Genomic DNA, 25,968 nt, shown 5'->3' with positions numbered 1-25,968 from the left:
TTCCTTTGTTATGCGTCTGACTCTTCTTGGAAACGCGGTAAGCTGATGGTCACACAAGTGCCTATACCAGTTATTTCATTGGCTGGGCTTTGAATATTGATGTGGCCGTAATGTTCTTCGATGATGCTGTAAACCAAGGCTAAACCTAATCCGGTGCCTTTTCCTACCTCTTTGGTCGTAAAGAAGGGTTCAAAAATTCGTTCTATGGCGTCTGGCTCAATGCCTGAGCCTTCGTCTGTGACTTTGATTTCGACAGAATGACGATCAATGTTACTTTCGATGCGAATGATACTGTTATTTGGGCTGGCATCCCGAGCATTACTGAGTAGATTAACAAATACTTGTTGTAACCGTTGTTCGTCACCAAATACGATGCAGGTGTCATCACAGTTGTTTTCAAAGTGAATTTCGTTTTCTTTGTCACTCAGGAGTAGTAGATCGATGGCGTCCTGAGTGCATACACGAATGTTCACAGGCCCTTGTTCTTCATGCTGTAAGTGATTGCCGGTGTGTGAGAAATTCACTAGTGATTGCACTATTCGGCTAACCCTTTGGGTTTGTTCGAGAATTTGCTCGCCGATTTCGAGTAGCTGTGGGTTGTCGGTTTCGTATTTGATGTCTTGTGCTAAGCAGGCAATACCTGTGATGGGGTTGCCAATCTCATGGGCAACACCAGCGGCTAGGCGACCTACCGAGGCTAAACGTTCGCTGTGGATGAGTTCTTCTTCTAACAGTTGGGTGTCTGTTTGATCTTCAATTAATATGACCAAACCACCGTATTCGTGATTATCTGGGTTTTCTAATGTACCTTTGTGCAGATTAATCCAGCGTGGGCGCCCATTTACTTCAATGGTTTTTTTGTGAATGTGGCTACTGGAGTCATTGATAAAGTCCACCAAAAGGCTGCGCAATGGGTCCCGTAGATTCTCTACTTTGCTGCCTACCACGTCATCGGCTGAGATTTGAGTGTGTTCAGTAAGGGCGCTGTTCCACATTAGAATCTCGCCGTCGTTGCCTAGGCTACAAGCTCCCATTGGTAGGTGTTCCAACGTCTGACGGTGAAAGCGGCGCAGACTATCCAGTTCGGCAGCTAAGCCCGTTAGTCGAGAGTGGTAGGCTTCAAGGCCTTTTTCTATGTAATGAATATCATGGCTAACATTCACGCTACTTGTGTGTTTGTAGGGTAGCCATTGGCTTACCAGACTGTGGGCCACGGATGGCCCCATTAAACCAGATAGGTTTACCTCAATTTTATTGCGTAAACGACGTAACTGATACGGACGGTTTTCGTCGTCTTTTAAACTTAAGTCGTCAAGGGCTTGTTTCACTTCCCTTTGGGCGGCTTGTTCCCCCAGAGGTTCGGTTAGACTAGCAATGAATTCGCTAGGCGAGCTGTTAACGAGTTCTTTTCGCTCTGGCGCACTTAGCGTGTCAATAGAGCAGGCTTCTGCGGTACTGGATTCAATTTCCCGAGTTTTAGTGAGTAATGACACCAATATAAGAACGGTTGCATTAACCAATACGGATGAGGTGGCAGACAAGTACCAGTTATCATTATTGATCTGCGGAATGAAAGGTTGCAGCCAAGTAAGACTGTCTTCTTCAAGCAGGGGTAAAAACATGCTCCAGAACCACATAAGCATACCTGTGCTTAATCCACTGATAAAACCTTGGCGGTTGGCGAGTGGCCAATACAAAACCGCTAGAACACCGGGTAAAAACTGCAAGGTGGCGACAAATGCGATGATGCCTAGTTCGGATAGGTCTTTGTCCTGAGTAAAATAGCGGTAAAACACGTAGCTTGCTGTAAATAAGGCCACAATGATCCAGCGACGTATCCATAATAACCACGCATATACGTCTTTCTTCGGGTTGGGCTGAAATGCTGGTAATACCATGTGATTTAGCACCATGGCAGCCATGGCAATGGTGGTGACAATCATGATGCCAGAAGCCGCAGCAAGGCCACCTAAAAATGCAATACCTGCTAACCATGGGTTTTCCAATTTCAAGCCAATACCCACGGCAAAGTATTCAGGGTAGGTATTGACGTGCAAATGAATACCGGCCCATAAAATAGGCGGTACCATCATAGCCATAATTAATAAAAATAACGGCAAACCCCAGCTGGCAAAACTTAATGCGCGAGTGGAGGTGTTTTCAGTAAAGGCCATATGAAACATATGGGGCATAACCAAGGCCGCAGCAAAAAACACCAATAATAATGTGCGCCATGGTCCTTCTTGGATGGGGTCCGTCATACTGGTCAGGCGGTGGTAATTACTTTGCAGCCAAGTATCCATAGCGCCTGGGCCATCAAATACCATATACATGGACGCAATGCCCAGCACGACAATGGCGATCAGCTTAATGATGGACTCAAAGGCTATGGCAAATACCAGCCCGTCGTGTTTCTCCCTTGGGCTGACGTGACGGGCACCAAACAAAATGGCAAAAGCCGTCATTACAGCACAATAGCCAAGGGCAATATCAATGCGGCCAAATTCATCGTTTAAGATTCGAAAGCTGTCGGTGACGGCGGTAATTTGCAGGGTAATTAGGGGTAAGATGGCCATGAGCATGACGACGGTACTCAGTGTGCCAGCGGCTCGAGAGCGAAAACGAAAAGCAAATAGGTCAGCAAGGGATGTGAGTTGATAGTCTTGAGTAATGCGCAATATGGGCTTGAGTAAAACAGGGGCTAAAACAAAGGCACCACTAATCCCCAGATAATACGTTAGATAACCATAGCCATATTGATGGGCCAGACCGACACTGCCATAAAATGCCCAAGCACTGGCGTAGACACCCAGTGATAAGACATACACAGCTGGGTGGCGTACCCATTTTACAGGTACCCAGTTTTTCTCAACAATATAGGCTGTGAAAAACAGAATGAATAGGTAGACGAGGATAATGGCACTTAACGCGCCGACGCTAAAGGTCATAGCTATTCCTTCTCTTGCCAGAATTGTAGCCAAACAGAGAAACCAATCAATATTAGCCATAAAGCAAAGGGGCGATACCAAGACCCAGCAGGCTCAAGCCACCAATCTATGATTATTGGCGAGAAAACGAATCCTGCAAAGACAAATAATAGGATCAGGCGATGTGCGTACATGACCGGCCTTGAGCAAAAATGAGGGCTGTGATGTTACTGGGGGTAACAGATCTAGGCAAGTATCAATGTGTATAACGCAGAACTTAGATTAACCCTGCATGGCTTGGTGTGATCAAATTAGCTTGCCAAGAGTTGCTGGCGGTTTGTAGCAAACTTGTTATTGGCATATCTCTCATTGCGCTATTAATGGGCTGATTAAGGAACTGTAAAGCAGCCAGTAAGTTATCTTTGGCATTGCTTGGGTCAATGGCAGTGGCTTGATTTTGCTTACTAAGCTTTTGCCCTTGAGGGTTGGTAATTAACGGAATATGTAAATAATGGGGGGCTGGGTAGCCCAGACATTCCATTAAGAACAGCTGTCGGGGGGTGTTATCCAGTAAGTCTACTCCTCGCACCACATGGTTTACGCAAGATAAGTAATCGTCCACCACCACCGCTAATTGATAAGCGTACAAGCCGTCTTTGCGTTTGAGTATTGGATCTCCCACTTGATGATGCAGGTTTTGCTCTATATGGCCATATACACCATCTGTAAATGCGTAATTCGCATCGGGTACTTGTAAACGTATGGCTGCATTATCTTGGGTTAAGCACAGGCAAGGGCCAAGATGTAAGCCGTTATTGGTGGCAAGTTGTTTGCGCGAGCATTGGCAATGAAAGGTGTGATTAGATGACACTAATGTTTGAAGTGCCTTCTCATATTGAGCACTGTGTTGGCTTTGATACTGAATGTCACCATCCCATTGCAAGCCATGTTCAAGCAATTGCTTGGGTATCCGTGTAGAGGCATTTGGATCTTCACGGGGGGGGTCTAAATCTTCTATGCGTAACAACCATTTCCCATTTTGAGACTTCGCATCAAGATAACTGGCAAGTGCAGCTACTAATGAGCCAAAATGCAAAGGTCCAGTAGGGGTAGGGGCAAACCGCCCAATATACGGGTGAGTATGATTCATAGGCATGACTCGCACCTAGAATTAATCTAGGTGCTTGTGAAAGCGTTAGGCTTCTTTATTTGCCTGTTTGACGCTCTTTGATTTCAGCTAGGGTTTTGCAATCGATGCAAAGATCAGCTGTTGGGCGTGCTTCAAGACGACGAACGCCAATTTCAACGCCACATGCTTCACAGTAACCGTAGTCATCTTTATCAATGAGCTCTATGGTTTTTTCGATTTTCTTAATCAATTTACGTTCGCGATCACGGGTGCGCAATTCAAGGCTGAACTCTTCTTCTTGGCTGGCGCGATCGTTAGGATCAGCGTAGTTTTCCGCATCCGTCTGCATATGCATCTTGGTGCGATCCGCTTCTTCCATTAACTCCTGCTTCCAGTTGTTAAGAATCATCTTGAAATGGGCTTTCATTTCTGAACCCATGTACTCTTCGCCTTTCTTCTCTTTGTAAGGCTCGAAGTTGGATAGCGCAAATGATTGATGTTCTGTTACTGACATAAATTACTGCCTCACCTTGTCAGGCCAAAGGCCAATCTTGTTTCCATTTTAGGTCCATTTCAAGCTTGGACCGTATCTTTTGGGCGGCGAAAAGCTATCAGATAACGCAAGCCTATGCCACATTATTGTGAAAAAAAGCAGACCTTTGCTATGAAAATCAGCAAAATATGCTCAAATACCTGTGGAAAATAACATGAAACTAGCCAAACGGCTCCAACAAATTGAGCCATTTCACGTAATGGATCTGCTTGCAAGGGCCCAAACCATGCAGCAGCAGGGTCAAGATGTGATTCATTTAGAGGTGGGAGAACCAGATTTTCCAAGCCCTGATGCTGTGATTCAAGCAGGTATTAATGCCCTTAATCATGGCCAAACTCACTACACTGGGGCAACGGGTTTACCTCAACTGAAACAAAAAATAGCTCAGTTTTACCAGTCGCGCTATGGTGAGCAAGTGGAGCCAGAGCGCATTGTGATTACTCCGGGAGCCTCAGGGGCTTTGCAGTTGATAACCTCACTAATCATGGACCCAGACGAAACCTTATTACTTACTGATCCGGGTTATCCGTGTAATCGCCATTTTCTAGCCAATATCAATGCAGATGGACAGTTGATTCAAACCAAGGCGGAAGATGGCTTTCATTTAACCCCTGAGCAGGTCGCTGAACATTGGCAGACATCAACCGTAGGAGCATTGGTTGCAACGCCATCAAACCCCACAGGTGCACTCATGAGAGAAGAGCAATTGCGCAGCTTGCATCAAGCAATAAGAAGCAAACAGGGTATATTGCTGGTAGATGAGATTTACCATGGTCTAACCTACAACGGTCAAGCTCCCTATAGTGCGGTGAATTATGGGGACGATGTGTTTGTAATTAACAGTTTCTCTAAGTATTTCGCCATGACAGGGTGGCGCCTTGGTTGGCTAGTGGCCCCCAAGTGGGCAATCAAAGGAATAGATAAATTAGCACAGAATTTATTTTTAGCACCTAATACACCTGCTCAATATGCGGCATTGGATTGTTTTGATGCAAACGTTATTGAAGAATTAGAAATACGTAAAAATGCATTTTCAGACCGCTTAGGGTTTTTATTGCCTAAATTAGAAGCCCTTGGATTCCGCATTCCTGCCAAACCGGAAGGTGCGTTTTACATTTATGCGGATATTAGCGGTTTAAATCATAAATTCAGCCAAGATAGCATGGGGTTTTGCCATGACTTACTTGAGAAAAAAGCCCTCGCAATTACCCCAGGAGTGGATTTTGGCCATGCTCAGGGAAACCACTTTGTACGTTTTGCTTATACCAGTGATATACCTGTATTAAGCAATGCCATAGATCGACTCAGCGAATATTTACAAGACACACAAATAAGCGATTAATATGAAATTTGAATTTCCCCTACAAAAAGGTAAATGGATTAAACGCTACAAGCGCTTTATGGTTGACCTTGCGTTACCTAATGGTGAAGAGCTTACGGTTCACAGTGCCAATACCGGTTCAATGAAAAATTGTTTTGTAGAAGGTGGTGAAGCTTGGTTTTGGGATAGCCAAAACGAAAAACGAAAATACCCACACTCTTTAGAGTTAACTGAAACATCATCAGGACATGTTGCCTGTATTAACACATCACGACCTAATTACCTCGTAGCAGAAGCCATTGAAAACGGCACAGTTAAAGAGCTACAAGATTATCAAGTTTTAAAAACTGAAGTGAAATACGGAGATGAAAATAGCCGTATTGATATTTTATTAAGCGGTGGTGAAAAAAATATTTATGTGGAAGTGAAAAACACCACTTTATTAGAAAAAACCTCCAATGGTCAGCCAGATGAAATTGGCAATACAGATGAAGGCGTAGGGTATTTCCCTGATAGTGTCAGTGAAAGGGCAAGTAAACATTTACGAGAACTTATTCGTATGGTGGAGCTTGGGCATCGCGGAGTGATTTTCTTTTGTGTCAATCATACGGGTATCAAACAAGTGAAACCAGCGGATCATATTGATACCGTATATGGTCAATTGTTACGACAAGCTAAAGGGGCTGGGGTTGAAATTTTAGCCTACGCCAGTCATATTGATAACAATGAAATATACCTACATCAAGCCCTACCTGTAGTGCTGTAACTAAGGATGTATTATGAAACTATTGTTGATTTTCACCCTAGCAGGGTTTGTTGTGGGAATGTGGTTTGGCATTAATATCGGCAAAGGCAATGCATTATATGATAACCCTTTATCTGATCCGGGTATTATTGAAGAGGCGCATGATAGTGCAGATGATCAAGGTTTAATTGATCAAGGAAAAGAATATTTAGATGATAAAAAACAACAAGTTAAAGAAAAAGTGAAAAACATGGTTGATGATTTGTAACCGTGTTTTATAGCTTAAAGCATTAAAAATGCCGCTTAATAGCGGCTTTTTTAATTGGACACTGTCCATAATCTGGTCTACAACTTAGTCTGAGCTTCCTAGCTTATAAAAATAATAAAAAGAAAGGAGCAAGACCATGATCAAACTTCCTTTTTACGTTTTATTGTTACCAGCAATGTCTTTATCGGCTATCGCTTTAAGTAATGATTCCTCGAAGACCCTTGATTGTAATGGATTATTCGCAAGCCTAATTGAAAATGAACCGATATTAAAAGACGAATTAGGTGCATTAAAAACCTCATGTGAATCAGAGCAGTCTAGTCAGCGTGGCACGTATTGGAGTTGCGTGCATGCACGTATGCAATCGGGTAAAAAAAGCTTTGAGCGATTTATCGTTTCAACGAATGTTTGCGATGATTTGTCCTAATTTTAAAAATTAGAACAAAATAAGTTTAAATCATCTTCATTTATTAAGGTGTGGGTTGGTATACCTTGGTTGGTAGCATGGATCGTCAACGAATAATTTTTAGTGTTTTCAATATTTTCCTATAACGGCTCTTTTTATACTCTCCATTAATTGTTTAATTTTAAATTCGGCTGTATCGTTGAATTACAATTTCCATCTAATGCTTTTTTATTATTTTCAATTTACTTTTTTAAATTAATTTAATTTTTGAATGTGGTCATATGAATTATTTTTTTGATGGCTATATCTCTAATGTTATTAATACTTATTGAGTGCATAAAAGATAATTGTGATTTATTTGAGTGCGTAAAATTATTTTTAAGCATTATGGTGGTGCTGAATAATTAGTATAAAAATGAGCACTTCTAAGTATTTTGGCAGATATCTCGAGAGTTAATCATGCTACGCACAAAATAAGAGCAAAGCGGTTGATTTGGGCACTAAAATTGCTTCTGGGGTTTCAGAACTTAAATATTTCAAAAGAAATAAAGGTCCTCTGATGCGCTATTTTTTTAAATTAATCCTATTATCCATATCATTTTTCACTCTTAGTGTTGGTGCTTCCCCTAATTTTATTGAACCTCAACCGCTTGCCAAGCGAATTAATACAACGGTAGGACCTGTGAAAAAAACAACGCCTATGCGAGTTCCTATGATTACATGGGGTGGCGATATGGTGACTATTTTAGCAAATGGTATGAATACCCGAACTCAGCCTGATAGTGCCATGGCAAGAGCTGGGTTAGATTATGAGCTTGTCCTGCAAGATAACTTTGATAAACAGTTGCAAGAGTATTTGTCAGGTGATTCCCCTTATTTACGTTGCACAATTGGAATGTGCAATCAGGCGCTGGATTTAATTACGCAAGACCCCCGAACCTATCCAATTGTGATTTATCAACTAACGTGGTCCAGAGGAGGTGATACGTTAGTTGCCAAAAATAATATTATGCGAGTTGATCAGCTTAAAGGAAAAACAATAGCGATACAGGCTTACGGTCCTCATGTAGACTTTATGACAACACTGCTTACTCAGGCAGGATTAAAAATGAGTGATGTTAATTTAAAATGGATGGAAGATTTAACGTTATCACCGAACTCTCCAGCCGAAGCATTAAAACTTAATGATATAGATGCCTCGTTTATGATTATTTCAGATGCTTATGGTTTAACCTCTGGACGGCGAGTAGGTACTGGAAAAAATGATTCTATTGAGGGAGCAAGGATGATTATTTCAACCATGTATGCTCGACGCATCATTGCGGATGTATATGTCGTTCGATCCGATTATTTTGCTAATCATAAATCTGAAGTGCAAGCATTTGTACAAGTATTAATGAATACATCACAAGAGTTACAAACTCTAATGACTGACCTTACAAATCCACGAAAAATTCAACTACAAGAAGCATCCGCTGAAATTCTATTAGGTGATAAAACAGCTCAAATGGATATTGAAAATTTATACTATGATGCTCAATTTGTGGATAAAAAAGGTAATATGGATTTCTTTGAAAATTCAGAGTTTCCCTATCGTCTTGATGTGTTAAATAATCAAGTTCAAGACGCATTTAATGCCATTGGCTTGATACAAACTAAAGCCCCAATGGTCAGCGCTGATTGGGATTACGCATTGATATCTGAATAATGTGGCTTGAAAAACTACTTGTATTGGTTGCTATATTCTTATAGATCTAAAAGGCTTTGAGGTTATGTTGTTGGAATAGTTTACATGGCCCTTAAATATAGATTTAGGTGCTCAATAGATTGTTTTGGTGTTCAAGAAACGAATCACTTGTATAGATAAAAGTTCGTGGAAGACTTGCCGTGAATCCTTAGTCAATCCCTTTACTACCTCTGTTAAAACTCCCTTAGATTCTTTTATACATAGATGTTACGTGAGTCAACCGACTTTTTCTCAAATAGACCTTAATCCTAGTTTGCTGCAAAACCCAGAAGATATGGGTTATATCCATATGACCTGGATTCAGCAGCTGCGTTTGTCTGCGGTGTTAGCAGGGAAGGATGTTATTGCTCAAGGTTAAACCGGATCAGGTAAAACAGCTAGTGTCATGTGATACCCCTATCTATAAACTGCTATTAGGGAGTCATAACTCGGGCAGGGAATGGATTATCCTAACGAGTAAAAGCACGCTTATTGTGAATAAGCTATATGATAGAATAACCTAAAATCGTTAAAAGGACTTAATATGAAATCCTTAATATTCACATGGATAGTACTGCTGCTAGCCGCTTATTGTGAATAAGCTATATGATAGAATAACCTAAAATCGTTAAAAGGACTTAATATGAAATCCTTAATATTCACATGGATAGTACTGCTGCTAGCCGCTTGTGGTGAAACAAATATATCCGGCAGTATCCAGGTGGACTCTATTTCCCCTGCGCCTGACTCTGAGCTACCAGAGTTAGGCGAAACAGTAGAATTTGAGTTTCAGAATATTGGCTGGGAAATAGAGAACAAAGAAGCTAATCAAGAGGTAGATATTGTTGTTTGGTTTGTGGAGGCAAAGAATTCACAGGGTGGGGGGGTGAAAGTTGGTTGGAAGGTTCATACTACTACCCAAAGTTCAGGCTTTATCTCTATAACAGAAGAAATGCCATCGTGGAATCACAGTACCTTTACTCATAAACCAACCACTTTGTCATTTGGATTATGCGAAACCTCTACTATTATCGACGGTATTGTTGAAATTTGCGCTAGCATTGCAAATACAGAAACCTTTGAATATCAGTAATTCAATCTTTTATCAGCGGATATTTTCGTCGTTAACTCTGCTAGAATTGGCTCATTCGTATTCACCTTTGTAGGTACCCAGTGAGCCAACCTCAATTCTCTTCTTTACCGCTAAACCCCAGTCTATTGCAGAATCTTAATGATTTAGGTTACTCGCACATGACGCCGATTCAGCATCAAAGCCTACCGGCTGTGCTCAATGGGCAAGATGTTATAGCGCAGGGGAAAACCGGTTCAGGTAAAACCGCCGCGTTTTCTTTGGGCTTATTAAATGCCTTGGATGTAAAACGATTTTACGTACAGGGCTTAGTATTGTGCCCAACCCGTGAACTGGCAGACCAAGTGGCAAAAGAAATTCGCAAGCTTGCCCGTGCCATACACAACATTAAAGTACTCACACTATGTGGGGGCATGCCGTTTGGCCCGCAAATTGGCTCGTTAGAGCATGGGGCTCACATCGTCGTGGGCACGCCTGGGCGAATCGAAGAACATTTGCGTAAAGGCACGCTTAAATTAGATAAGCTCACCACTTTTGTATTGGATGAAGCTGACCGTATGCTAGAAATGGGCTTTCAAGATTCTTTGGATAACATCATTGAGCAAACGCCACAAAAACGCCAGACCCTATTATTCAGCGCCACTTTTCCAGATGAAATTCAAAACATCGCTCAGCGGGTGATGCAAGATCCGATTATGGTAAAAGTGGAAGGGGGTGTTGAAAACACTAACATTAAACAACACTTCTATTTGGTGCAGGATAACCAGCAGCGTTTAACGGCAGTTAAGCTGTTATTACTCAAACATAAACCAGAAAGCAGCGTGGTGTTTTGTGCCACAAAGCGAGAAACTCAAGAAATTTGTGATGAATTATCAAATGCTGGGTTTGCAGCGGTGGCTTTGCATGGGGATTTAGAGCAAAAGGATCGCGATCAAACCCTAGTGCGTTTTGCCAATAAAAGCGCATCGGTTTTAGTGGCCACAGATGTAGCGGCCCGAGGGTTAGATGTAGATGCTCTTGATTGCGTAATTAATTATCAAGCGGCCCGCGACCCAGAGATTCACGTCCATCGTATTGGCCGTACCGGCCGCGCTGGCAGCAAAGGTCAAGCGTTCACCCTGCATACCGATAAAGAAAGCTACAAGATGGCGGTGCTGGCAGAATATTTGGATATTAAAATTGAAAACGACATTCTGCCACCATTTAGTTTATTGGATAAACCGCCGTTCAAAGCCAATATGGTGACACTGCAAATTGATGGTGGCAAAAAACAAAAAGTACGTCCGGGTGATATCGTCGGTGCACTGACGTCTGAAAATGGTGTTGCCTTCAAACAAATTGGCAAGATTGATATGTTTGATAATTGGTCGTTTGTGGCAGTGGAAAGGGACGCAGCTAAAGTGGCCCTTAGAAAAATCAGCGAAGGCAAATTGAAAGGGCGTTCTTTCCGTGTGCGTCGCTTAAGGGGTTAGTTAATTTTCTAAGAGGTTCCATGGAAGAAAAACGGACCAGTGAAGAAGCTAAAGTTAAGCTGGAGCACGATGCCGCTAAGTTGTTTATGCGCCAGTATGAGCAGCTCACTGGTCACCGGATTCGTCATATTTGGCATAATCGCCCACAACGTCCAGACGTTTCCTGCATGCTAGATGGTGAGCGATTAGATTTGGAAATTGCTCATCTTTATGGCTCATCTCAAGAGGCCATGGATATTCTAAAACAAGGCATCAATGCCAACGTTAAACATCAACTTGAACTTCAAGAAGCATTCAGTAATACCCGTGAACGATTAATAAATGCCTTGAATGCCATCTTAAAAAACAAAGCCAGTAAAAAATATGACTCTAACCGAGTTTGGTTGGTGATACGAAATGCTCACCCCGCATGGGATCGGGAGCAAGTACTGAATGCTATGAGTGAAATTCAAATACCGGATGGGTATCAGTTTGATCAGATTTGGCTGGTGGCTGATTTTATGGGGAAGTCAGGGGTTGTGCGTTTAACTTAAATTAGCGCTCATCTCTAAACTTACTTATCTTGCTCTCTTTGCCTTCCCATTTTATTTGCCAGCTTGTTAAACAACCCTGTTTAAAATTGAACGTTCGATTAACAAATTGATTTTTGTAATTCCACTTATTAGCTGATCGTGAGTCGGGTTTGCCAAAGCGATTTTCAATGTGGGCGTAAGTCATTCCTTTTTTAAATTCGTCTTTGACTCTTAAATTTCTTAATTCTGTGCTGCTAAAATACGGGCAAGTGGCTTGTGTATATGTGCTGGAATTAATTGGCCGTTTAATATTGATATCGTCAATGTCTTTGTATTGAGTAATGTTAGTTTTAGGTGTGTAAGTTGTGCCTGAGGTCGGGCAGGGTTTGTCTGTGTATTGAAACTTGCCATTGGCTTGCTCACAGCGATACAGTTCTGAAAAGCAATGGTGATAGGTTAAGAATAATAAAATCAGCAGACTAAATTTAAACATGGCCAATCCTTGGTGATGAAATATATATTATTAATATCCTCTTTATATGCCTAGCCCTATACTAAAGAACATAGTTTTTACTTCTTTATATCGAATATAGTTGAGCTCTAGTCTCAGTCCGCTCATCTTTTTACCTAATGTAATACCTGCCCCGGATAAATTTGAGCAACCACTACCATCCCAGATATTGAGTACTTCATTTGCTTCTAATGACCAGCAATGGCGACCAAATTTTACAAAGGGACTATTTTTTATTGGTAAATGAATAATTCCATTAACACCGACACTGGCACCCTCAAAGTGGAAGTCATGGAATATACTATGAGTGATGCTATCTTCCAAATTATCCTCTTCTTCATCACTATCAAGCCAAAATGTAAAAGCACTTTCGATACTAGCAATAGGAAGAAGATGAATTCCGGCTGTTAGATTAATGCCAGAGGTATAGCTAGAAAGCACTTCGTCTTCAGGTTTATAACTGTGGTGGCCAATAAGGTAGCTGGCAGAGCCGAACCATACTTTGTTTTCCATTTCTTTTTCTGTATAGGAATGCTGAGTAGGGGCTGGATTGGCACAAACTAATTGAAAAGAAAAAAGAAAGGTAAAAATTAAAAGTCGCGCAAGCATGAATCTTCCTTGAATGCTAAATATCTTTTTGTGGTCGCTGATTTTCAAGTGATGGGTTACGATTTCGCTTCGCTCAATCTAACCCATCCTACTGTTGCTTGTTAAATTAGAAAATGGCTCGCGCCTACGTCCGGAATGACGAAGGCAAGCTTTGACGAAACGCAGCGAATACTTTAGCTGCGTCTCCCATTAAAGCGCTTTAATCGCTTCCAATTGTTCAGAAAGCTTAGCTGCCGCGTCTTCAAATTCGGCCAGTTTGGCTTTCTCTTTTTCGATGACGTCAGCCGGTGCCTTGTCGGTAAATTTAGGGTTATTTAATTTACCAGCCACACGACCAAGTTCCTTTTGGTTTTTCTCTAATGCTTTACTTAAGCGATTGATTTCAGCGGCGGCATCAATGTTACCGGCCATTGGAATCAATACTTCCATTTTGCCCACAAGAGCCGTTGAAGAAAGCGGGGCTTTTTCGCCGCCGTTTAACCAAGTGATGTCCTCTAGCTTGGCCATGGCCTTTAAGAAATTGGTGTTAGCATCTAAGCGGCGTTGATCATCATCACTGCCGTTTTTGAATAAACATTTAACGGGTTTACCCGGACCTATGCCTAAATCGGCGCGAATATTACGAATACCCGTGATTACACCTTTTAGCCATTCGATGTCGGTTTCGGCTTGTGCATCTACTTTGCTTTCATCGTACTGAGGGTACTGGGCGAGCATGATGGTTTCGCCATTTTTCGACAGCTTAGTGGTGTCGGCAATCGGCGCTAGAGTTTGCCAAATTTCTTCGGTGATGTAAGGCATCATTGGATGAGCTAAACGTAAAATGGTTTCTAACACGTTTACCAAGGTACGACGGGCGGCGCGTTTTTGCGCGTCTGTAGATTCGTCGCTCCACAATACAGGTTTAGAAAGCTCTAAGTACCATGCGCAGTATTCGTTCCATACAAAGTCGTAAAGGGATTGTGCGGCGTGATCAAAACGGAAATCATCAAGTGCATGGATGATTTCTTTTTCCGCTTGTTGTAAGCGTGAAATAATCCAACGATCCGCCAGAGAGAAATCTACGTCGCCATTGTTTAAATCCGCAATGGCGTCTTTGCTTAATGGGGATTCATCGGTATGACCAATGGACTCCATAACAAAGCGCGTGGCATTCCATAGTTTGTTACAGAAGTTACGGTAGCCTTCTAAGCGGCTCATATCAAACTTCACGTCACGACCTGTGGAGGCCAATGATAAGAAAGTAAAGCGCAATGCATCGGTACCGTGGGCGGCAATGCCGTCAGGGAAGTGTTTGCGGGTTTGCTTTTCAATTTTCGCTGCCATTTGAGGCTGCATCATGCCGCTGGTGCGTTTTGATACAAGATCTTCAAGTTCGATACCGTCAATGATGTCCAGTGGGTCCAATACGTTACCTTTGGACTTGGACATTTTCTGGCCTTCTTGGTCACGTACAAGGCCATGGACGTAAACCTTTTTAAACGGTACTTCGCCGGTGAACTTCAGGGTCATCATGATCATTCGGGCAACCCAGAAGAAGATGATGTCAAAACCGGTAACCAATACATCGGTTGGGTGGAAGGTTTTTAATTCTTCTGTGTCTTCTGGCCAGCCAAGGGTAGAGAATGTCCATAAAGCCGAGCTGAACCACGTGTCTAGTACGTCGTTGTCTTGGCGTAGATTCACATCATCGCTTAAGTTGTTATCTTGACGTACATCCGCTTCGCTGCGACCCACGTATACATTGCCGTTGTCGTCATACCAAGCAGGGATGCGATGGCCCCACCAAAGTTGGCGCGAGATACACCAGTCTTGAATGTCACGCATCCAAGCAAAGTACATGTTCTCGTAGCTTTTTGGTACAAATTCGATGCTGCCGTTTTCAACCGCTTCAATGGCGGGCTTGGCCAGTTCTTCAATGCGCACATACCATTGGTCGGTGAGCATTGGCTCGATGACCACGCCACCTCGGTCGCCGTAAGGTACGGTTAAATCGTGATCTTTCACTTCATCCAGTAAGCCAAGCTCGTCAAATTTCGCCACGATGGCTTTACGTGCTTCAAAACGATCTAGGCCAGCGAATTCTTGGGGTAATTCGGTGCTGTAGTCTTCGCTTGGTTCGCCGTTTGTGTTGAATACTTCGGCTTCGGCACGAATCTCACCATTAAAGGTGAGAATGTTGATCATAGGCAGTTTATTGCGTTTACCTACTTCGTAGTCGTTAAAGTCGTGAGCAGGGGTGATTTTTACGCAACCCGTGCCTTTTGTCATATCAGCGTGTTCGTCACCGACAATAGGAATGCGGCGGCCAACCAGTGGAAGCTCAATGAACTTACCAATTAAATCTTTATAGCGTGGGTCTTCTGGGTTCACCGCCACGCCGGTATCGCCGAGCATGGTTTCAGGACGGGTAGTGGCCACCACGATGTAGTTGTGGTCGTCTTGAGTAGTGACACCATCGGCCAATGGGTAGCGGAAGTGCCACATGTGGCCTTTTTTATCTTTGTTTTCCACTTCAAGATCAGAAATGGCCGTGTGCAGTTTAGGGTCCCAGTTAACGAGGCGCTTTCCGCGGTAGATGAGATCTTCTTTGTAGAGGCGCACGAATACTTCTTCGACGGCTTTGCTTAGGCCATCGTCCATGGTGAAGCGCTCACGACTCCAATCCACCGATGAGCCTAAACGGCGAATTTGGTTGGTGATGTTTCCACCGGATTCGGCTTTCCAGTCCCAGACTTTTTCTAAGAATTTTTCACGGCCCAGCTCTTTTCGATCAATGCCTTGAGCGGCCAATTGACGCTCTACCACCATTTGCGTGGCGATGCCGGCGTGGTCGGTGCCCGGCTGCCATAGGGTGTTTTTGCCTTGCATGCGGTTGTAGCGAATCATGCAGTCCATAACTGCATTATTAAAGCCATGACCCATGTGCAAAGAGCCGGTGACGTTTGGTGGCGGAATCATGATGCAGTAGCTGTCATCACCACCTTGGGGAGCAAAATAGCCCTTTTTTTCCCAAGTGTTATACCAAGATTGCTCGATTGCGTGGGGCTGGTAGGTTTTATCCATGGCCATGGCTGTTATTCACCGATTGTAAAGCTGAAAAATGGCGCTGATTATAGCGGTTTTTAGGGGGGGATAGTAGTAATAGGGAATTGTTTGTGATTTGTGTTTGAGCCCCAAGCCTATGAAATTCCATTCAAAAAGCCCATACTAGTGCAGCTAAATGAAGGAGACAAAATGAAAAGCATTAAATTTGCATCGATAGCTACATTAAGTTGGGCTTTGATTGGTTGTGGTAGTGGTGATAGTGGCGGCCCAGCCCCATATAGTTTGGATGATTACACTGATAGACAGGTCAGCACTCAAGACTTAACAGGTACTTGGGTAATGGTGACGGATATTGACATATCTGCAACTTATCAAGGAGATAGTGGACAAGGTGATGTTTATTTGAAAGATTATTTTGTAATTACAGGGGATGAAACTTCTGGCTATGAACGTAGTGCTTGCCATGGAAGATCTAGCCAGCCGATTACAGTTTCTGGGAGTACAATCTCACTTTATAGTGGTTATGATGAATCGATATTAACCGGTTCAATCTCTGAGAACTCTTCTGCTACATTTAGCACCTCGGATTCATATCCTTATAATGGTGGAACAATTGACCTTCAATTTGATGCGAGCATGGTTAAAATCAGTAATGCCACCAATGATTTTGTGCAAATGAGTTATACATCAAGCGACGGCAATGATTCAGATAGCCTAAATTGCTTCCAACAAACTCGCGGTGACTTTTCCGGTGGCGGTTATTCTGAAACCTTTACAGAGATCGCAGTAAATGGTTTTTATGCCGAGAAATATTCAGGTGATGAGCCTTATACGGCGATCGAATTTTATAATGGTATTTACCTTTTGTTTGATACTGATTATGGTGATAGTGTAAGTTTTAGTCATACTGTTATTTCAAGTGATTCTGAATTAGTTGAATTTAATGGGTTGGACTCTGTTGATTCAGTCAGTGGTACAATTTCAGTGGAATTGCCATAAATGTAATTTAGATTACCTATATTTGGAGCCCGCAATAGCGGGCTTTTTTGGTTATTACATTTATTGCTTGCTTGGCCAGCCTGCACACTATTTTTAATAATATTTGACTAGACAAAAATCATCACGATAATGGTCCTTTTAAAAATAAACTAGGAAAGGAAAATAGGGATATGACGGTTAAAGCATTGTTGGCTACAACCTTATGTAGTGCTGTGTTGGTGGGTTGCGGCTCCGGTAGTAGTGGTAGTAATGGCCCTTCAGTTAGTGAATATAGCCTTGATAGCTTCCAAGGACGTTCTGTGAGTACACAAAGCATAGTAGGTACTTGGGTGATGACGGGGACTATTGACATTGAAGCATCATCATCACAGAAGAGTGCAAATGGTAAAGAAGCCCTTAAAGAAACTTTCATTATTGTTGAAGATAGCGGCTCATTATACAAACTGACATGTGATGAGACATATGCTGCTCGAGTTAGTGTTAATGGGGATACCATTTCTTTTAGTGGCCTTAATGCCACTTTAAATAATAACTCAGAGTTTAGTGGTACGAATTCTGAGAGTATTTATGACTCAGGCGTTACAATTAACGTTACTCTTGACCTTGATGCAGTAAAAATTAGCGATAGTACAAACCCATTAGCCACATTAAACATTTCTAATGATACTGAAAGTGACTCCGGTGGTCTTGGTTGTGTATCTCAATCTAATGGGTATGTAAATGCTAGTGCTGAATCCGTTAGTTTTGAAACTGTACAAACACATTATGTGGATCTAGAGCGCTATACAGGTGATGATGGTTACACAGCTATTTATACCGACTTACAAGGGTATTATGATTACGATACGGATTATGGTGACTCTGTGGAGTTCGATATTTTGACTCATTCAGAGAGCTCACAAGTCATCTCTTTTAATGGCTCTGATCGTTATGGCAATATATCAGGTGCAATAAACGTCAACTTACCAGTACAATAATTCAGAGCCCGCAATAGCGGGCTTTTTTATGTTAACTGGTTGTACCTATTTAACAAAAAAGATGTCATAACCTCTGTGTTTGTTAAGCTACGATGATTCAAGTATTCATGGATGAAGTATGCTAATTCAACGTTGTTTAATTCTATCTTTCATTTTTACATTATCAGCTTGTGGCGGTTCTGATGAACCACAAGGGCCTGTGATAACTCCATATGATTTAACTCAATATCAAAGCAGAGCTATTACTTCTAGTAATTTGGCGGGTACATGGGTGGCGGTTGGTCGTGGCACTCATTCTTATACCTCTGCTAACGATGTTGAATATGTGCAGCCGTTTGCCATTAAAGAGTATTTTGTGATTACTCAGCAAGGCAATACGTATTACAAAAAACATTGTGATTATACTGGGGAATATGACTATAAAACGCTGAGTTTTAATGGCAATGAATTGGTTTTTTCGGGTAATAGTTTTATCGGTGAGGTTAGTAATTTTTCAAGTATTACTGGCACATTTAATGACACCAGTGAAGTGCCTGCATCGTATCAAAATCATTATGCCGCTTCATCATACCGTACTGTCATTGATTATGAGATGTTAAAAATAAGTGATGCAGTTGAACCCTTTGCTACTACATTGGTACAAACAGATTCTATATCTTTATCTATTCCTAGTTATTGCTTTCAGCAATCTAATGGCTATTTAACTATAGGGGATCAAGTAAAAGGGCATTTTAATTCAGTAAAATCCTATTATTTAGAGTTGGAGAGTTGGCAAGAGACCTCGGATTTCGCAAAGTTTGACGCTAATAGTTATTATCAATTTTATTCAGATTTTATTGCTTCGTTGAATATAGACTTAGATATACAGGTGACTGATTTAAATGAGCGTTTATCGTTTACAGCTGAAGGGCGTGATCACTCGATTGCGGGTTCAGTAGTGGTTGAGCTGCCTCAAGAATAACTAACCGCGAAGGTCTCTATGGGTGACCTCATAACCTCTGTCTTTATAAAATTTAAAGTGTTTTCGAGTTTGCTCGAGCACTTTTTCATCTTGCACCACAATTTCAAGAACCCTTGCAAAGCGGCTAAAAAAATTAGGCTGCGGGGAGTTTAAGTTAATCATGACATCATAATGATGTGATGGGTGATTTTGCCAGCCGATTTGAATTGGAGCTGATTGCTCTTGGTTTACTAAATTATGAGGCAAAAACGATTCGGGTTTGTATTGCCACATGAGTGCATCTAAGCGCTTGGCTTGATCTTCATTTTCTACATGCACGTACACTTGATGGCCTTCACCATAAGCTTTTTCGCTTAGCCGGCAGGCAAAGTTAAAGCGGGCTAATTCATCCGTATGGCCAAGAATGTAGAAGTCGATAACCGTCATATGCGTGCTCAAATATTATTCGCTCAGTATACGTCTTGTGACTTTAATTAGCCACTGCAAGGGCAAGCCGCACATGGACAAGACAAGAGAGCCCTTGTATAACAAACATTCAAACTATAATAAAAATAACCTTAAGTAGTTGATGTACCTTATGCTCCGAGTCATTCGATTTATTCTATTGTGTTTGGCTAAGTTGATGTGTGTGGCGCTTTATCGTTACCGACTAACTTGGCTTAGCCGTGATCAGTTTGATCAATTCCATCATGTGCGACTCATTGTTTTCTTGAATCATACTAGCCTATTTGAATTGTTGTTTATTGGGCTGGCACCGATGCATGTGTTATGGCGTTTAAGTGGTGAATTAATTGCTCCCGGTGCGGATATTACGTTGAATGATCGGCCTATTGTTGGCCGTATATATCATACGTTATTACCCGGGATGATCCCTATTTCTCGTAAAAAAGATGAAACTTGGCAGTATTTTTTGAGTCGAGTTGGTGAAGATAGTTTAGTGGCTATTTTGCCAGAAGGCCGAATGAAGAGGCGAAATGGTCTCGACAAACACGGTCAGCCCATGACGGTACGCGGTGGCATAGCGGACATCTTGAGTGTAAAAAACTCAGGCAAAATGATGTTTGTATACTCTGGAGGGCTGCACCATGTTCATGCCCCTGGGGATGCTTTTCCTAAGTTATTTAAGACCATACAAGCATCTGCTGAATTATTAGATATAGCAGCCTATAAGTCCGCTTTAACAAGTGAATGCTCAAACGATTTTCGTCGAACGGTGATTCATGATATACAAAAGCGATTGGAGGAGTATTCGTAATAGAAATATTTATGATCAATTAGACGGCTTCAGTCTAATCCTATTGTTGACCTATCGGTCATGTCTGATTATGTTCAAATATCCGTTTTTTGCATGACAAGGATGTAGCATGGCAAGCGCAGATATTGATTACACTCGTAATTTAAAAGAATTTGAAAAATTGGTTGCCCGTAATCGTTGGCAAGTAAATAACCTGCCTAAGTGGTGGCCTAAAGTGAAGCGTAAGCCCATCATTATTAGTGAGGGGGATTCTTGGTTTGATTTTCCAGTAAAAAGTTTAACGGATGTATTGGGTGTTTTTTTACGTTACACCATTGGATTACAGAAGTTTGGTATGGACAGTAAAACTAATGTCATTGATTTTTTAAGTCGAGATAAAACATTAGATGGAATTTTTTTACGCTTAGAGCGAAGCGGCGATCACGCCAAAGAGTTAGCAGCAAAACAGCCAGATAAACGTAACGGTGTATGGGAAAAAAAGTTTCCATCTCAAACTTTATACACGGCACTACAAAATAAAACGGCACGAAAACATGTAGATTGCATTGCCATTAGTGCCGGAGGGAATGATTTAGTAGATGGAGTACGTCACGGTGTATTGCAAGCGTACACTGGAGATTGGAAAACATCTTATGATCATGATTTGTTAACCCAGACGGCCCGTGAAATTATTGATCAATACATTATTGCATTAGAGTATCGTGATGAATTTTCGCCACAAGCCCATGTGGTGACTCATGTGTACTCCTATGCTATTCAACTAAGTTCAGGTACCTCAACACAATTTGACTTTTCTGATGTAGGCTTTTTAATCAAAGAGTTATTAGGCTTTTTAAAACTGGATATCATTATCAAGCCGCTTAAATCCATTGGTATTGATATTACTGACCCTGGTGAATACACCTTAACCAGCGAAGCGAATCTGCATGAAACTTTCGATGAGCTGGGCTGGCCTGCTAATCCGATGAATGATGATGGCTCTAAAAGCCCAGTGGGGGTAAATCAAGAAAGAGCTGAGTTTATAAAAGCCATGTTAGATGCTTTTTTTGAACAGATGCAAAATCTTCCTAATTTATATAAGGAAAAAACCGGTAAACCATTGCAGAAATTTCACTGTATTGATTTACGTCAAGAAGTTCAGGACCCAAAATACTGGGCGGACTTTATTCATTTAAATGGTGATGGATATAGAGAAATATCAGAAATTTTCTCTAAGAAAATACGTGAGCTTATATAGAAATATATAAACTAATCGTTATTTTACAGGTAAATAAAAGTGAAGGGGCTCTGCTGTGTGAAGATAGTCTTAATTACATGCATCTTATTGCAAGGTTGTAGCGTGTATTATTCTCCACATGGCGGAGGTAAAGCAAAAGGTAGGGGTGGTGTGATCATTAAAGTTCCACCGCAGAAGCCTGAAGTTAAACCCATACCCGAGTCTAAGCTGGAACCAACTAATAATTTGGGCGACCGCCTTTGAAGTTTGAATGAAGAAATAATGCTAAAGGCTGGCGATTATTTTTTAGCCCTTTGAAATCACAGAGACGAAAAGCACCTCTAGGGTGCGACAAAAGCGCAGCGTAAACATTAGCTGCGTCTTTCGTCTTTCGTCTTCCGTTAAATCTTATTAGCTAAGTAATTAACCAATAACGGTACTGGTCGACCAGATGCCCCTTTTGCTTTACCACCTGAGTGCCATGCGGTCCCTGCAATATCTAAGTGGGCCCATTTTTGCCCTTCAGTAAAGCGACTTAAGAAACATGCTGCTGTAGTTGCACCTGCCAAAGGGCCACCAATATTGGCGATGTCGGCGAAATTACTATCAAGCAGCTCTTGATATTCTTCTTGTAATGGTAGACGCCAAACAGTGTCTCTGCTGGTATTACTGGCTTCGATCAGTTCTTGTGCTAAGTCATCAACCTCAGTAAATAAGCCCGAATTAACGCGACCCAGAGCAGCCATACACGCACCTGTTAATGTGGCAATATCCACAATGCTGGCAGGCTCGTAGGTTTCAATGGCATAGGTGAGTGCATCACACAGAACTAAACGGCCTTCGGCATCTGTGTTTAAAATCTCTATGGTGGTGCCATTCATGGCAGTGACAATATCACCGGGCTTGCTGGCATGACCAGAAGGCATATTTTCAGCGGCAGCAATTACGCCCACAAAGTTAATGGGTAGCTCTAATTCAATAATGGCAAGCATGGTGCCCAGCACAGAAGCTGCACCACACATGTCGTATTTCATTTCATCCATGCCTGCACCGGGTTTTAAGCTGATGCCGCCAGTATCAAATGTTATGCCCTTGCCCACTAATACGTGAGGGGCGTCGCCAGCTTTTCCAGCTAGATATTCCATGCAGATGATTTTGCCCGGTTCAATGGAGCCTTTAGATACGGATAGGAAAGAGCCCATTCCTAGCTCTTCCATTTTATCTTCATCTAAAATTTTAGTGGCGAGGTTGTCGCTCATAGTGGCAAGTTTATCGGCTTCGTCAGCAAGGTAGGATGGGGTTGCAACGTTGGGGGGCATATCTCCGAGTTTTTTGGTGTAAGCCATGCCTTTTGCAAGGGCTTGACCGAATTTTAGATCTAATTCGGCGGTGTTGTCTGCGATGACGGTTAGACTTTCAATGGTGTTTGGGTTTTCATCTTTTTTACTTTTGCACTCATCAAAATGGTACAACGCCCCTTGGAATGCTTGTCCAATTTGTTTGTATGCCCATTCAGTATCAAAACCATCAAGCTCAATATCGCGAATATCGATTGCCGCGGTGTTGGCTGCGCTGGTTTTGAGTGCACTGGCTGCAGCATTTAATGCCTTGATGAAGTCTTTGCCTTTCACAGGCTGTTGGCCTAAACCAATCAGAATTAATCGTGGGCCTTTCGCTTGTGGTATGACTAACGTCTGCGCTACTTTGCCTTTGATGTCGTCATTTTGCTGTAACTGATTGATGAAATCATCCAGTTCGTTGTTGATGGTAGCGGTGGCGGCAGGTAGTTCGCCTTCACTTGGTACAAAAAGAATTAGAGCGTCCCCTTGGTATTCATTAATAGGGGTTTGTGTCACGGTAAGTTGCATACTGTCTCCGTATCCGGCTTGAGGTTTTTATGTCCGGTTGTAGTGCTGAATAGAATTTTCAGGGATAATGCTGAGTCTACTTGAAAAAGCCGATATTTCCAGAGTGTGCTTAGCTTATTTAATGCTTCGGCTTAATTCATAAAAGGATTATTTCTTGATATTAACGCGTTATTTCCTGCGAGAGTTACTGACATCGACCTTTGTTATTACGGGTATCTTGATGTTGATTGTAGTAAGTGCTCGCTTAGTGGTGCACTTAAACAAAGCCGTGGCTGGTATTATTCCTCCTGAAGCCGTGTTCTATACCATTTTGTACAACAGCCCTGGCTTTTTACAGCTTATATTGCCTTTAGGGTTTTATATTTCCATTTTGCTGGTTTATGGACGAATGCACAGCGAAAATGAAATGACAGTGCTTTATGCCACAGGTTTTGGCCCTAAACAGGTATTTAAAATTACCATGGCCCCTGTAGGTGTCATGATGCTTTTGATTGGCTTTTTAAGTTTGTGGTTGGCGCCAACTGCTGCGGACAAGTTAGACTCTTACTATCAAATACAACAACAAGAAAGCGAGTTCTCGTTTATTACGCCGGGGCGCTTTAATGCAATAGGCAGTAAAGGTGAGCGCGTATCTTATGCTCAAACCCTGTCAGCTGATCGTAAACAAATGCAGAATGTGTTCATTGCGGATGGCAATACCGTTATTTTGGCGGAATCGGGCCGACAATATGTCAGCGAAAAAAGTGGTTCTCGCTATTTAGAATTAACTAATGGTCGCCGTGTTTCAGGTGAGCCAGGTAAGTATCAGATGGAGACCATGGGATTTGATACTTACTCAGTGAAAATTGCGGAAGAAAGCAGTGTCGCCAAGAAGGCGCGCAGAGAAGCCATTAATACCATTGACCTTTGGCATAGTAAGCGCCGTGCTGATAATGCTCGGCTGCATTACCGTATTGGCCTTTTTTTACTCATTCCAATTATTGTATTAATTGCCTTCCCGCTAAGCCATGTTAAGCCAAGGCAAGGCCGTTATGGAAAAATGCTGCCAGCTATTGTGATTTATATGGTGTATTACACCATGCTAATTACGGCTAGAAAATGGATGGAACAAGGGGCAACGGCTCAATGGTTGGGTTTATGGTGGCTCCATGGAAGCTTTATTATATTGGGACTATTTCTCATGTATTGGCCTAGCTTAATGCTCAAATTAGGCCGGATAAGGGCAGCATCAAAAGATAAGAAGGCTCAGAAAGGGGCTGCTAATGCGTAAGATTGATGCTCACATCAGAAGTTCGGTACTCAATGCTATCTTAGCCGTGTTATTGGTACTTACCATGCTTGATATGGTGATCGCGTTACTTAATCAGTTGGATAATATCCGCAGCACATTTACGTTTTGGGATGCGGTGTATTACGTGGTGGCTTCCAGTCCCACACGTCTTTATGAAATGATCCCTATGATAACGCTCATTGGCTGCTTGGCAGGACTTGGGGGGTTGGCCACCCATAGTGAACTTACCGCCATTCGTGCTGCTGGTGTGAGTACTCAGCGAATTACATATTCCACGGTGAAAGCTGCTTCCATCATGATGGTGCTAGGTTTGTTGATGGGTGAATACATTGTTCCGGATTTAGAGCGCATGTCCACCAGCTTTCGAACCATTGCTCTTGGTCGTTCAGTTGCCGAAAATAACGAAGGTAAAGGGCACTGGCATCGTGAGGGAGATAATTACATGCGTTTTGCTGCCATTGAGCCTAATGGTGTGTTGCATGGTTTAACGGTTTATGAATTTGACGATGAAAAGCAATTAACGGTGATGACTCATGCCAAGCGAGCCATTTATCAGCGAGGTGAATGGTCAATGGAAAATGTCTCCATTACCAAATGGGATGAAATCAATACCATTAGTATCAAGCGTCAAACGGACACGTTTCAAACAGAGCTAACGCCGGATCGGTTGAAATTTGTGGCACAAAAACCCGGTGATATGGCCATTTCTACATTGTTTCGTTATAGCCAATACCTCGAAGCTCAAGGGCTAGGTGATGGGGAGTTTATGCTCGCCTTTTGGAAGAAGGTGTTACAACCCGTGAGTATATTTGCTTTAGTCTTAGTGGGTATTAGTTTTATTTTTGGCCCGTTGAGGTCAGTGACCATGGGGCAGCGATTATTTAGCGGTATCATGGTGGGTTTGGTGTACAAAATAGCTGTAGACCTGTTTGGACCTATGGGGTTGTTGTTTGGTATTGGTCCACTATTGGCTAATCTTATACCTATTATCTTATGTCTGATTTGGGGCGGCTGGATGTTGCGTCGGGCCAGCTAATCTTTTGAATAAGGTGTGGTTGTTAGTATACTGCGCCGCCAATGTATT

General features: G+C 42.2%; 24 protein-coding genes. 16 read left to right on the top strand and 8 right to left on the bottom strand.

All coding sequences use genetic code 11. The features are described from left to right. Positions 1-8: 8 nt before the first annotated feature. From ABWV45_RS04865 to dksA, 3 genes are all read right to left on the bottom strand, one after another. A complete protein-coding gene (locus ABWV45_RS04865; RefSeq protein ID WP_353349247.1) occupies positions 9-2,948 on the bottom strand; it encodes an ATP-binding protein in 2,940 nt (979 codons plus the stop codon). Between the two features lie 256 nt (positions 2,949-3,204). Further along, positions 3,205-4,083: a tRNA glutamyl-Q(34) synthetase GluQRS gene (gene gluQRS, locus ABWV45_RS04860; protein WP_353349245.1), complete on the bottom strand. Its 879-nt coding sequence runs from the start codon at positions 4,081-4,083 to the stop codon at positions 3,205-3,207. A gap of 49 nt (positions 4,084-4,132) precedes the next feature. Beyond that, a complete protein-coding gene (dksA, locus tag ABWV45_RS04855) occupies positions 4,133-4,570 on the bottom strand; it encodes an RNA polymerase-binding protein DksA (RefSeq protein ID WP_353349243.1) in 438 nt (145 codons plus the stop codon). A gap of 193 nt (positions 4,571-4,763) precedes the next feature. On the opposite strand from dksA, the gene ABWV45_RS04850 reads away from it, so the two are divergent. The 9 genes from ABWV45_RS04850 (at position 4,764) to ABWV45_RS04810 (ending at position 12,170) form a co-directional block, all read left to right on the top strand. After that, positions 4,764-5,951 (top strand): pyridoxal phosphate-dependent aminotransferase, encoded by a 1,188-nt coding sequence (locus ABWV45_RS04850; protein WP_353349241.1) that lies wholly within the window; start codon positions 4,764-4,766, stop codon positions 5,949-5,951. A gap of 1 nt (position 5,952) precedes the next feature. Beyond that, complete coding sequence (gene sfsA / locus ABWV45_RS04845; RefSeq protein ID WP_353349239.1) at positions 5,953-6,696, top strand: DNA/RNA nuclease SfsA; 744 nt, start codon at positions 5,953-5,955, stop codon at positions 6,694-6,696. Positions 6,697-6,709: 13 nt separating this feature from the next. Beyond that, on the top strand, positions 6,710-6,943 hold the full coding sequence (locus tag ABWV45_RS04840; protein WP_353349237.1) for a hypothetical protein: 234 nt from the start codon (positions 6,710-6,712) through the stop codon (positions 6,941-6,943). A gap of 136 nt (positions 6,944-7,079) precedes the next feature. Next, the gene (locus tag ABWV45_RS04835) at positions 7,080-7,370 is read left to right on the top strand and encodes a hypothetical protein (protein WP_353349235.1); all 291 of its coding nucleotides are present in this window, start codon (positions 7,080-7,082) and stop codon (positions 7,368-7,370) included. Positions 7,371-7,842: 472 nt separating this feature from the next. Further along, positions 7,843-9,057: an ABC transporter substrate-binding protein gene (locus ABWV45_RS04830; RefSeq protein WP_353349233.1), complete on the top strand. Its 1,215-nt coding sequence runs from the start codon at positions 7,843-7,845 to the stop codon at positions 9,055-9,057. Positions 9,058-9,307: 250 nt separating this feature from the next. Further along, positions 9,308-9,454: a hypothetical protein gene (locus tag ABWV45_RS04825; protein WP_353349231.1), complete on the top strand. Its 147-nt coding sequence runs from the start codon at positions 9,308-9,310 to the stop codon at positions 9,452-9,454. Between the two features lie 264 nt (positions 9,455-9,718). After that, positions 9,719-10,168, top strand: a complete 450-nt coding sequence (locus ABWV45_RS04820) for a hypothetical protein (protein ID WP_353349230.1) — start codon at positions 9,719-9,721, stop codon at positions 10,166-10,168. An 80-nt stretch (positions 10,169-10,248) separates the two neighbouring features. Then, entirely contained in the window at positions 10,249-11,637 is a 1,389-nt protein-coding gene (dbpA, locus tag ABWV45_RS04815; protein WP_353349228.1) for an ATP-dependent RNA helicase DbpA, read from the top strand. A 20-nt stretch (positions 11,638-11,657) separates the two neighbouring features. Continuing rightward, the gene (locus ABWV45_RS04810; protein WP_353349226.1) at positions 11,658-12,170 is read left to right on the top strand and encodes a hypothetical protein; all 513 of its coding nucleotides are present in this window, start codon (positions 11,658-11,660) and stop codon (positions 12,168-12,170) included. A gap of 1 nt (position 12,171) precedes the next feature. Here the strand turns inward: ABWV45_RS04810 and ABWV45_RS04805 are convergent, their stop codons facing one another. From ABWV45_RS04805 to ABWV45_RS04795, 3 genes are all read right to left on the bottom strand, one after another. After that, complete coding sequence (locus ABWV45_RS04805; RefSeq protein WP_353349224.1) at positions 12,172-12,642, bottom strand: hypothetical protein; 471 nt, start codon at positions 12,640-12,642, stop codon at positions 12,172-12,174. A 42-nt stretch (positions 12,643-12,684) separates the two neighbouring features. Then, positions 12,685-13,269, bottom strand: a complete 585-nt coding sequence (locus ABWV45_RS04800; RefSeq protein WP_353349222.1) for a hypothetical protein — start codon at positions 13,267-13,269, stop codon at positions 12,685-12,687. 189 nt (positions 13,270-13,458) lie between these two features. Then, on the bottom strand, positions 13,459-16,335 hold the full coding sequence (locus tag ABWV45_RS04795; protein WP_353349412.1) for a valine--tRNA ligase: 2,877 nt from the start codon (positions 16,333-16,335) through the stop codon (positions 13,459-13,461). Between the two features lie 171 nt (positions 16,336-16,506). Between ABWV45_RS04795 and ABWV45_RS04790 the strand changes: the two genes are divergently transcribed. The 3 genes from ABWV45_RS04790 to ABWV45_RS04780 all read left to right on the top strand — a co-directional run bounded on the left by ABWV45_RS04790 (position 16,507) and on the right by ABWV45_RS04780 (position 19,254). Continuing rightward, the gene (locus ABWV45_RS04790; RefSeq protein ID WP_353349220.1) at positions 16,507-17,316 is read left to right on the top strand and encodes a hypothetical protein; all 810 of its coding nucleotides are present in this window, start codon (positions 16,507-16,509) and stop codon (positions 17,314-17,316) included. Between the two features lie 170 nt (positions 17,317-17,486). Next, entirely contained in the window at positions 17,487-18,293 is an 807-nt protein-coding gene (locus tag ABWV45_RS04785) for a hypothetical protein (protein ID WP_353349218.1), read from the top strand. Between the two features lie 118 nt (positions 18,294-18,411). Continuing rightward, positions 18,412-19,254 (top strand): hypothetical protein, encoded by an 843-nt coding sequence (locus tag ABWV45_RS04780; RefSeq protein ID WP_353349216.1) that lies wholly within the window; start codon positions 18,412-18,414, stop codon positions 19,252-19,254. Here ABWV45_RS04780 and ABWV45_RS04775 read toward each other — a convergent pair whose 3' ends face one another. After that, a complete protein-coding gene (locus tag ABWV45_RS04775; RefSeq protein WP_353349214.1) occupies positions 19,255-19,680 on the bottom strand; it encodes a DNA polymerase III subunit chi in 426 nt (141 codons plus the stop codon). A 151-nt stretch (positions 19,681-19,831) separates the two neighbouring features. Between ABWV45_RS04775 and ABWV45_RS04770 the strand changes: the two genes are divergently transcribed. Both ABWV45_RS04770 and ABWV45_RS04765 read left to right on the top strand, forming a co-directional pair. Beyond that, a complete protein-coding gene (locus ABWV45_RS04770) occupies positions 19,832-20,509 on the top strand; it encodes a 1-acyl-sn-glycerol-3-phosphate acyltransferase (RefSeq protein ID WP_353349212.1) in 678 nt (225 codons plus the stop codon). A gap of 109 nt (positions 20,510-20,618) precedes the next feature. Next, entirely contained in the window at positions 20,619-21,746 is a 1,128-nt protein-coding gene (locus ABWV45_RS04765) for a hypothetical protein (protein WP_353349211.1), read from the top strand. A 380-nt stretch (positions 21,747-22,126) separates the two neighbouring features. On the opposite strand, the gene ABWV45_RS04760 is transcribed toward ABWV45_RS04765, so the two are convergent. Further along, complete coding sequence (locus ABWV45_RS04760) at positions 22,127-23,593, bottom strand: leucyl aminopeptidase (protein ID WP_353349209.1); 1,467 nt, start codon at positions 23,591-23,593, stop codon at positions 22,127-22,129. Positions 23,594-23,747: 154 nt separating this feature from the next. On the opposite strand from ABWV45_RS04760, the gene lptF reads away from it, so the two are divergent. Both lptF and lptG read left to right on the top strand, forming a co-directional pair. Continuing rightward, complete coding sequence (lptF, locus tag ABWV45_RS04755; protein WP_353349207.1) at positions 23,748-24,863, top strand: LPS export ABC transporter permease LptF; 1,116 nt, start codon at positions 23,748-23,750, stop codon at positions 24,861-24,863. Beyond that, entirely contained in the window at positions 24,856-25,920 is a 1,065-nt protein-coding gene (gene lptG / locus ABWV45_RS04750) for an LPS export ABC transporter permease LptG (RefSeq protein ID WP_353349205.1), read from the top strand. The genes lptF and lptG overlap by 8 nt, the downstream gene beginning before the upstream one ends. Positions 25,921-25,968 lie beyond the last annotated feature (48 nt).

The sequence above is a fragment of the Oceaniserpentilla sp. 4NH20-0058 genome, from assembly GCF_040371755.1.
Classification (GTDB): domain Bacteria; phylum Pseudomonadota; class Gammaproteobacteria; order Pseudomonadales; family Oceanobacteraceae; genus Bermanella.
Note: the sequence above shows the minus strand (reverse complement) of the source record. Positions and strands in the feature narration are given on the sequence as shown.

Coding starts and splice junctions, on each gene's coding strand:
- ABWV45_RS04865 (WP_353349247.1), bottom strand. CDS start 2,948: ATGACCTTTAGCGTCGGCGCGTTAAGTGCCATTATCCTCGTCTACCTA.
- gluQRS (WP_353349245.1), bottom strand. CDS start 4,083: ATGCCTATGAATCATACTCACCCGTATATTGGGCGGTTTGCCCCTACC.
- dksA (WP_353349243.1), bottom strand. CDS start 4,570: ATGTCAGTAACAGAACATCAATCATTTGCGCTATCCAACTTCGAGCCT.
- ABWV45_RS04850 (WP_353349241.1), top strand. CDS start 4,764: ATGAAACTAGCCAAACGGCTCCAACAAATTGAGCCATTTCACGTAATG.
- sfsA (WP_353349239.1), top strand. CDS start 5,953: ATGAAATTTGAATTTCCCCTACAAAAAGGTAAATGGATTAAACGCTAC.
- ABWV45_RS04840 (WP_353349237.1), top strand. CDS start 6,710: ATGAAACTATTGTTGATTTTCACCCTAGCAGGGTTTGTTGTGGGAATG.
- ABWV45_RS04835 (WP_353349235.1), top strand. CDS start 7,080: ATGATCAAACTTCCTTTTTACGTTTTATTGTTACCAGCAATGTCTTTA.
- ABWV45_RS04820 (WP_353349230.1), top strand. CDS start 9,719: ATGAAATCCTTAATATTCACATGGATAGTACTGCTGCTAGCCGCTTGT.
- ABWV45_RS04810 (WP_353349226.1), top strand. CDS start 11,658: ATGGAAGAAAAACGGACCAGTGAAGAAGCTAAAGTTAAGCTGGAGCAC.
- ABWV45_RS04805 (WP_353349224.1), bottom strand. CDS start 12,642: ATGTTTAAATTTAGTCTGCTGATTTTATTATTCTTAACCTATCACCAT.
- ABWV45_RS04800 (WP_353349222.1), bottom strand. CDS start 13,269: ATGCTTGCGCGACTTTTAATTTTTACCTTTCTTTTTTCTTTTCAATTA.
- ABWV45_RS04795 (WP_353349412.1), bottom strand. CDS start 16,335: ATGGATAAAACCTACCAGCCCCACGCAATCGAGCAATCTTGGTATAAC.
- ABWV45_RS04790 (WP_353349220.1), top strand. CDS start 16,507: ATGAAAAGCATTAAATTTGCATCGATAGCTACATTAAGTTGGGCTTTG.
- ABWV45_RS04785 (WP_353349218.1), top strand. CDS start 17,487: ATGACGGTTAAAGCATTGTTGGCTACAACCTTATGTAGTGCTGTGTTG.
- ABWV45_RS04780 (WP_353349216.1), top strand. CDS start 18,412: ATGCTAATTCAACGTTGTTTAATTCTATCTTTCATTTTTACATTATCA.
- ABWV45_RS04775 (WP_353349214.1), bottom strand. CDS start 19,680: ATGACGGTTATCGACTTCTACATTCTTGGCCATACGGATGAATTAGCC.
- ABWV45_RS04770 (WP_353349212.1), top strand. CDS start 19,832: ATGCTCCGAGTCATTCGATTTATTCTATTGTGTTTGGCTAAGTTGATG.
- ABWV45_RS04765 (WP_353349211.1), top strand. CDS start 20,619: ATGGCAAGCGCAGATATTGATTACACTCGTAATTTAAAAGAATTTGAA.
- ABWV45_RS04760 (WP_353349209.1), bottom strand. CDS start 23,593: ATGCAACTTACCGTGACACAAACCCCTATTAATGAATACCAAGGGGAC.
- lptG (WP_353349205.1), top strand. CDS start 24,856: ATGCGTAAGATTGATGCTCACATCAGAAGTTCGGTACTCAATGCTATC.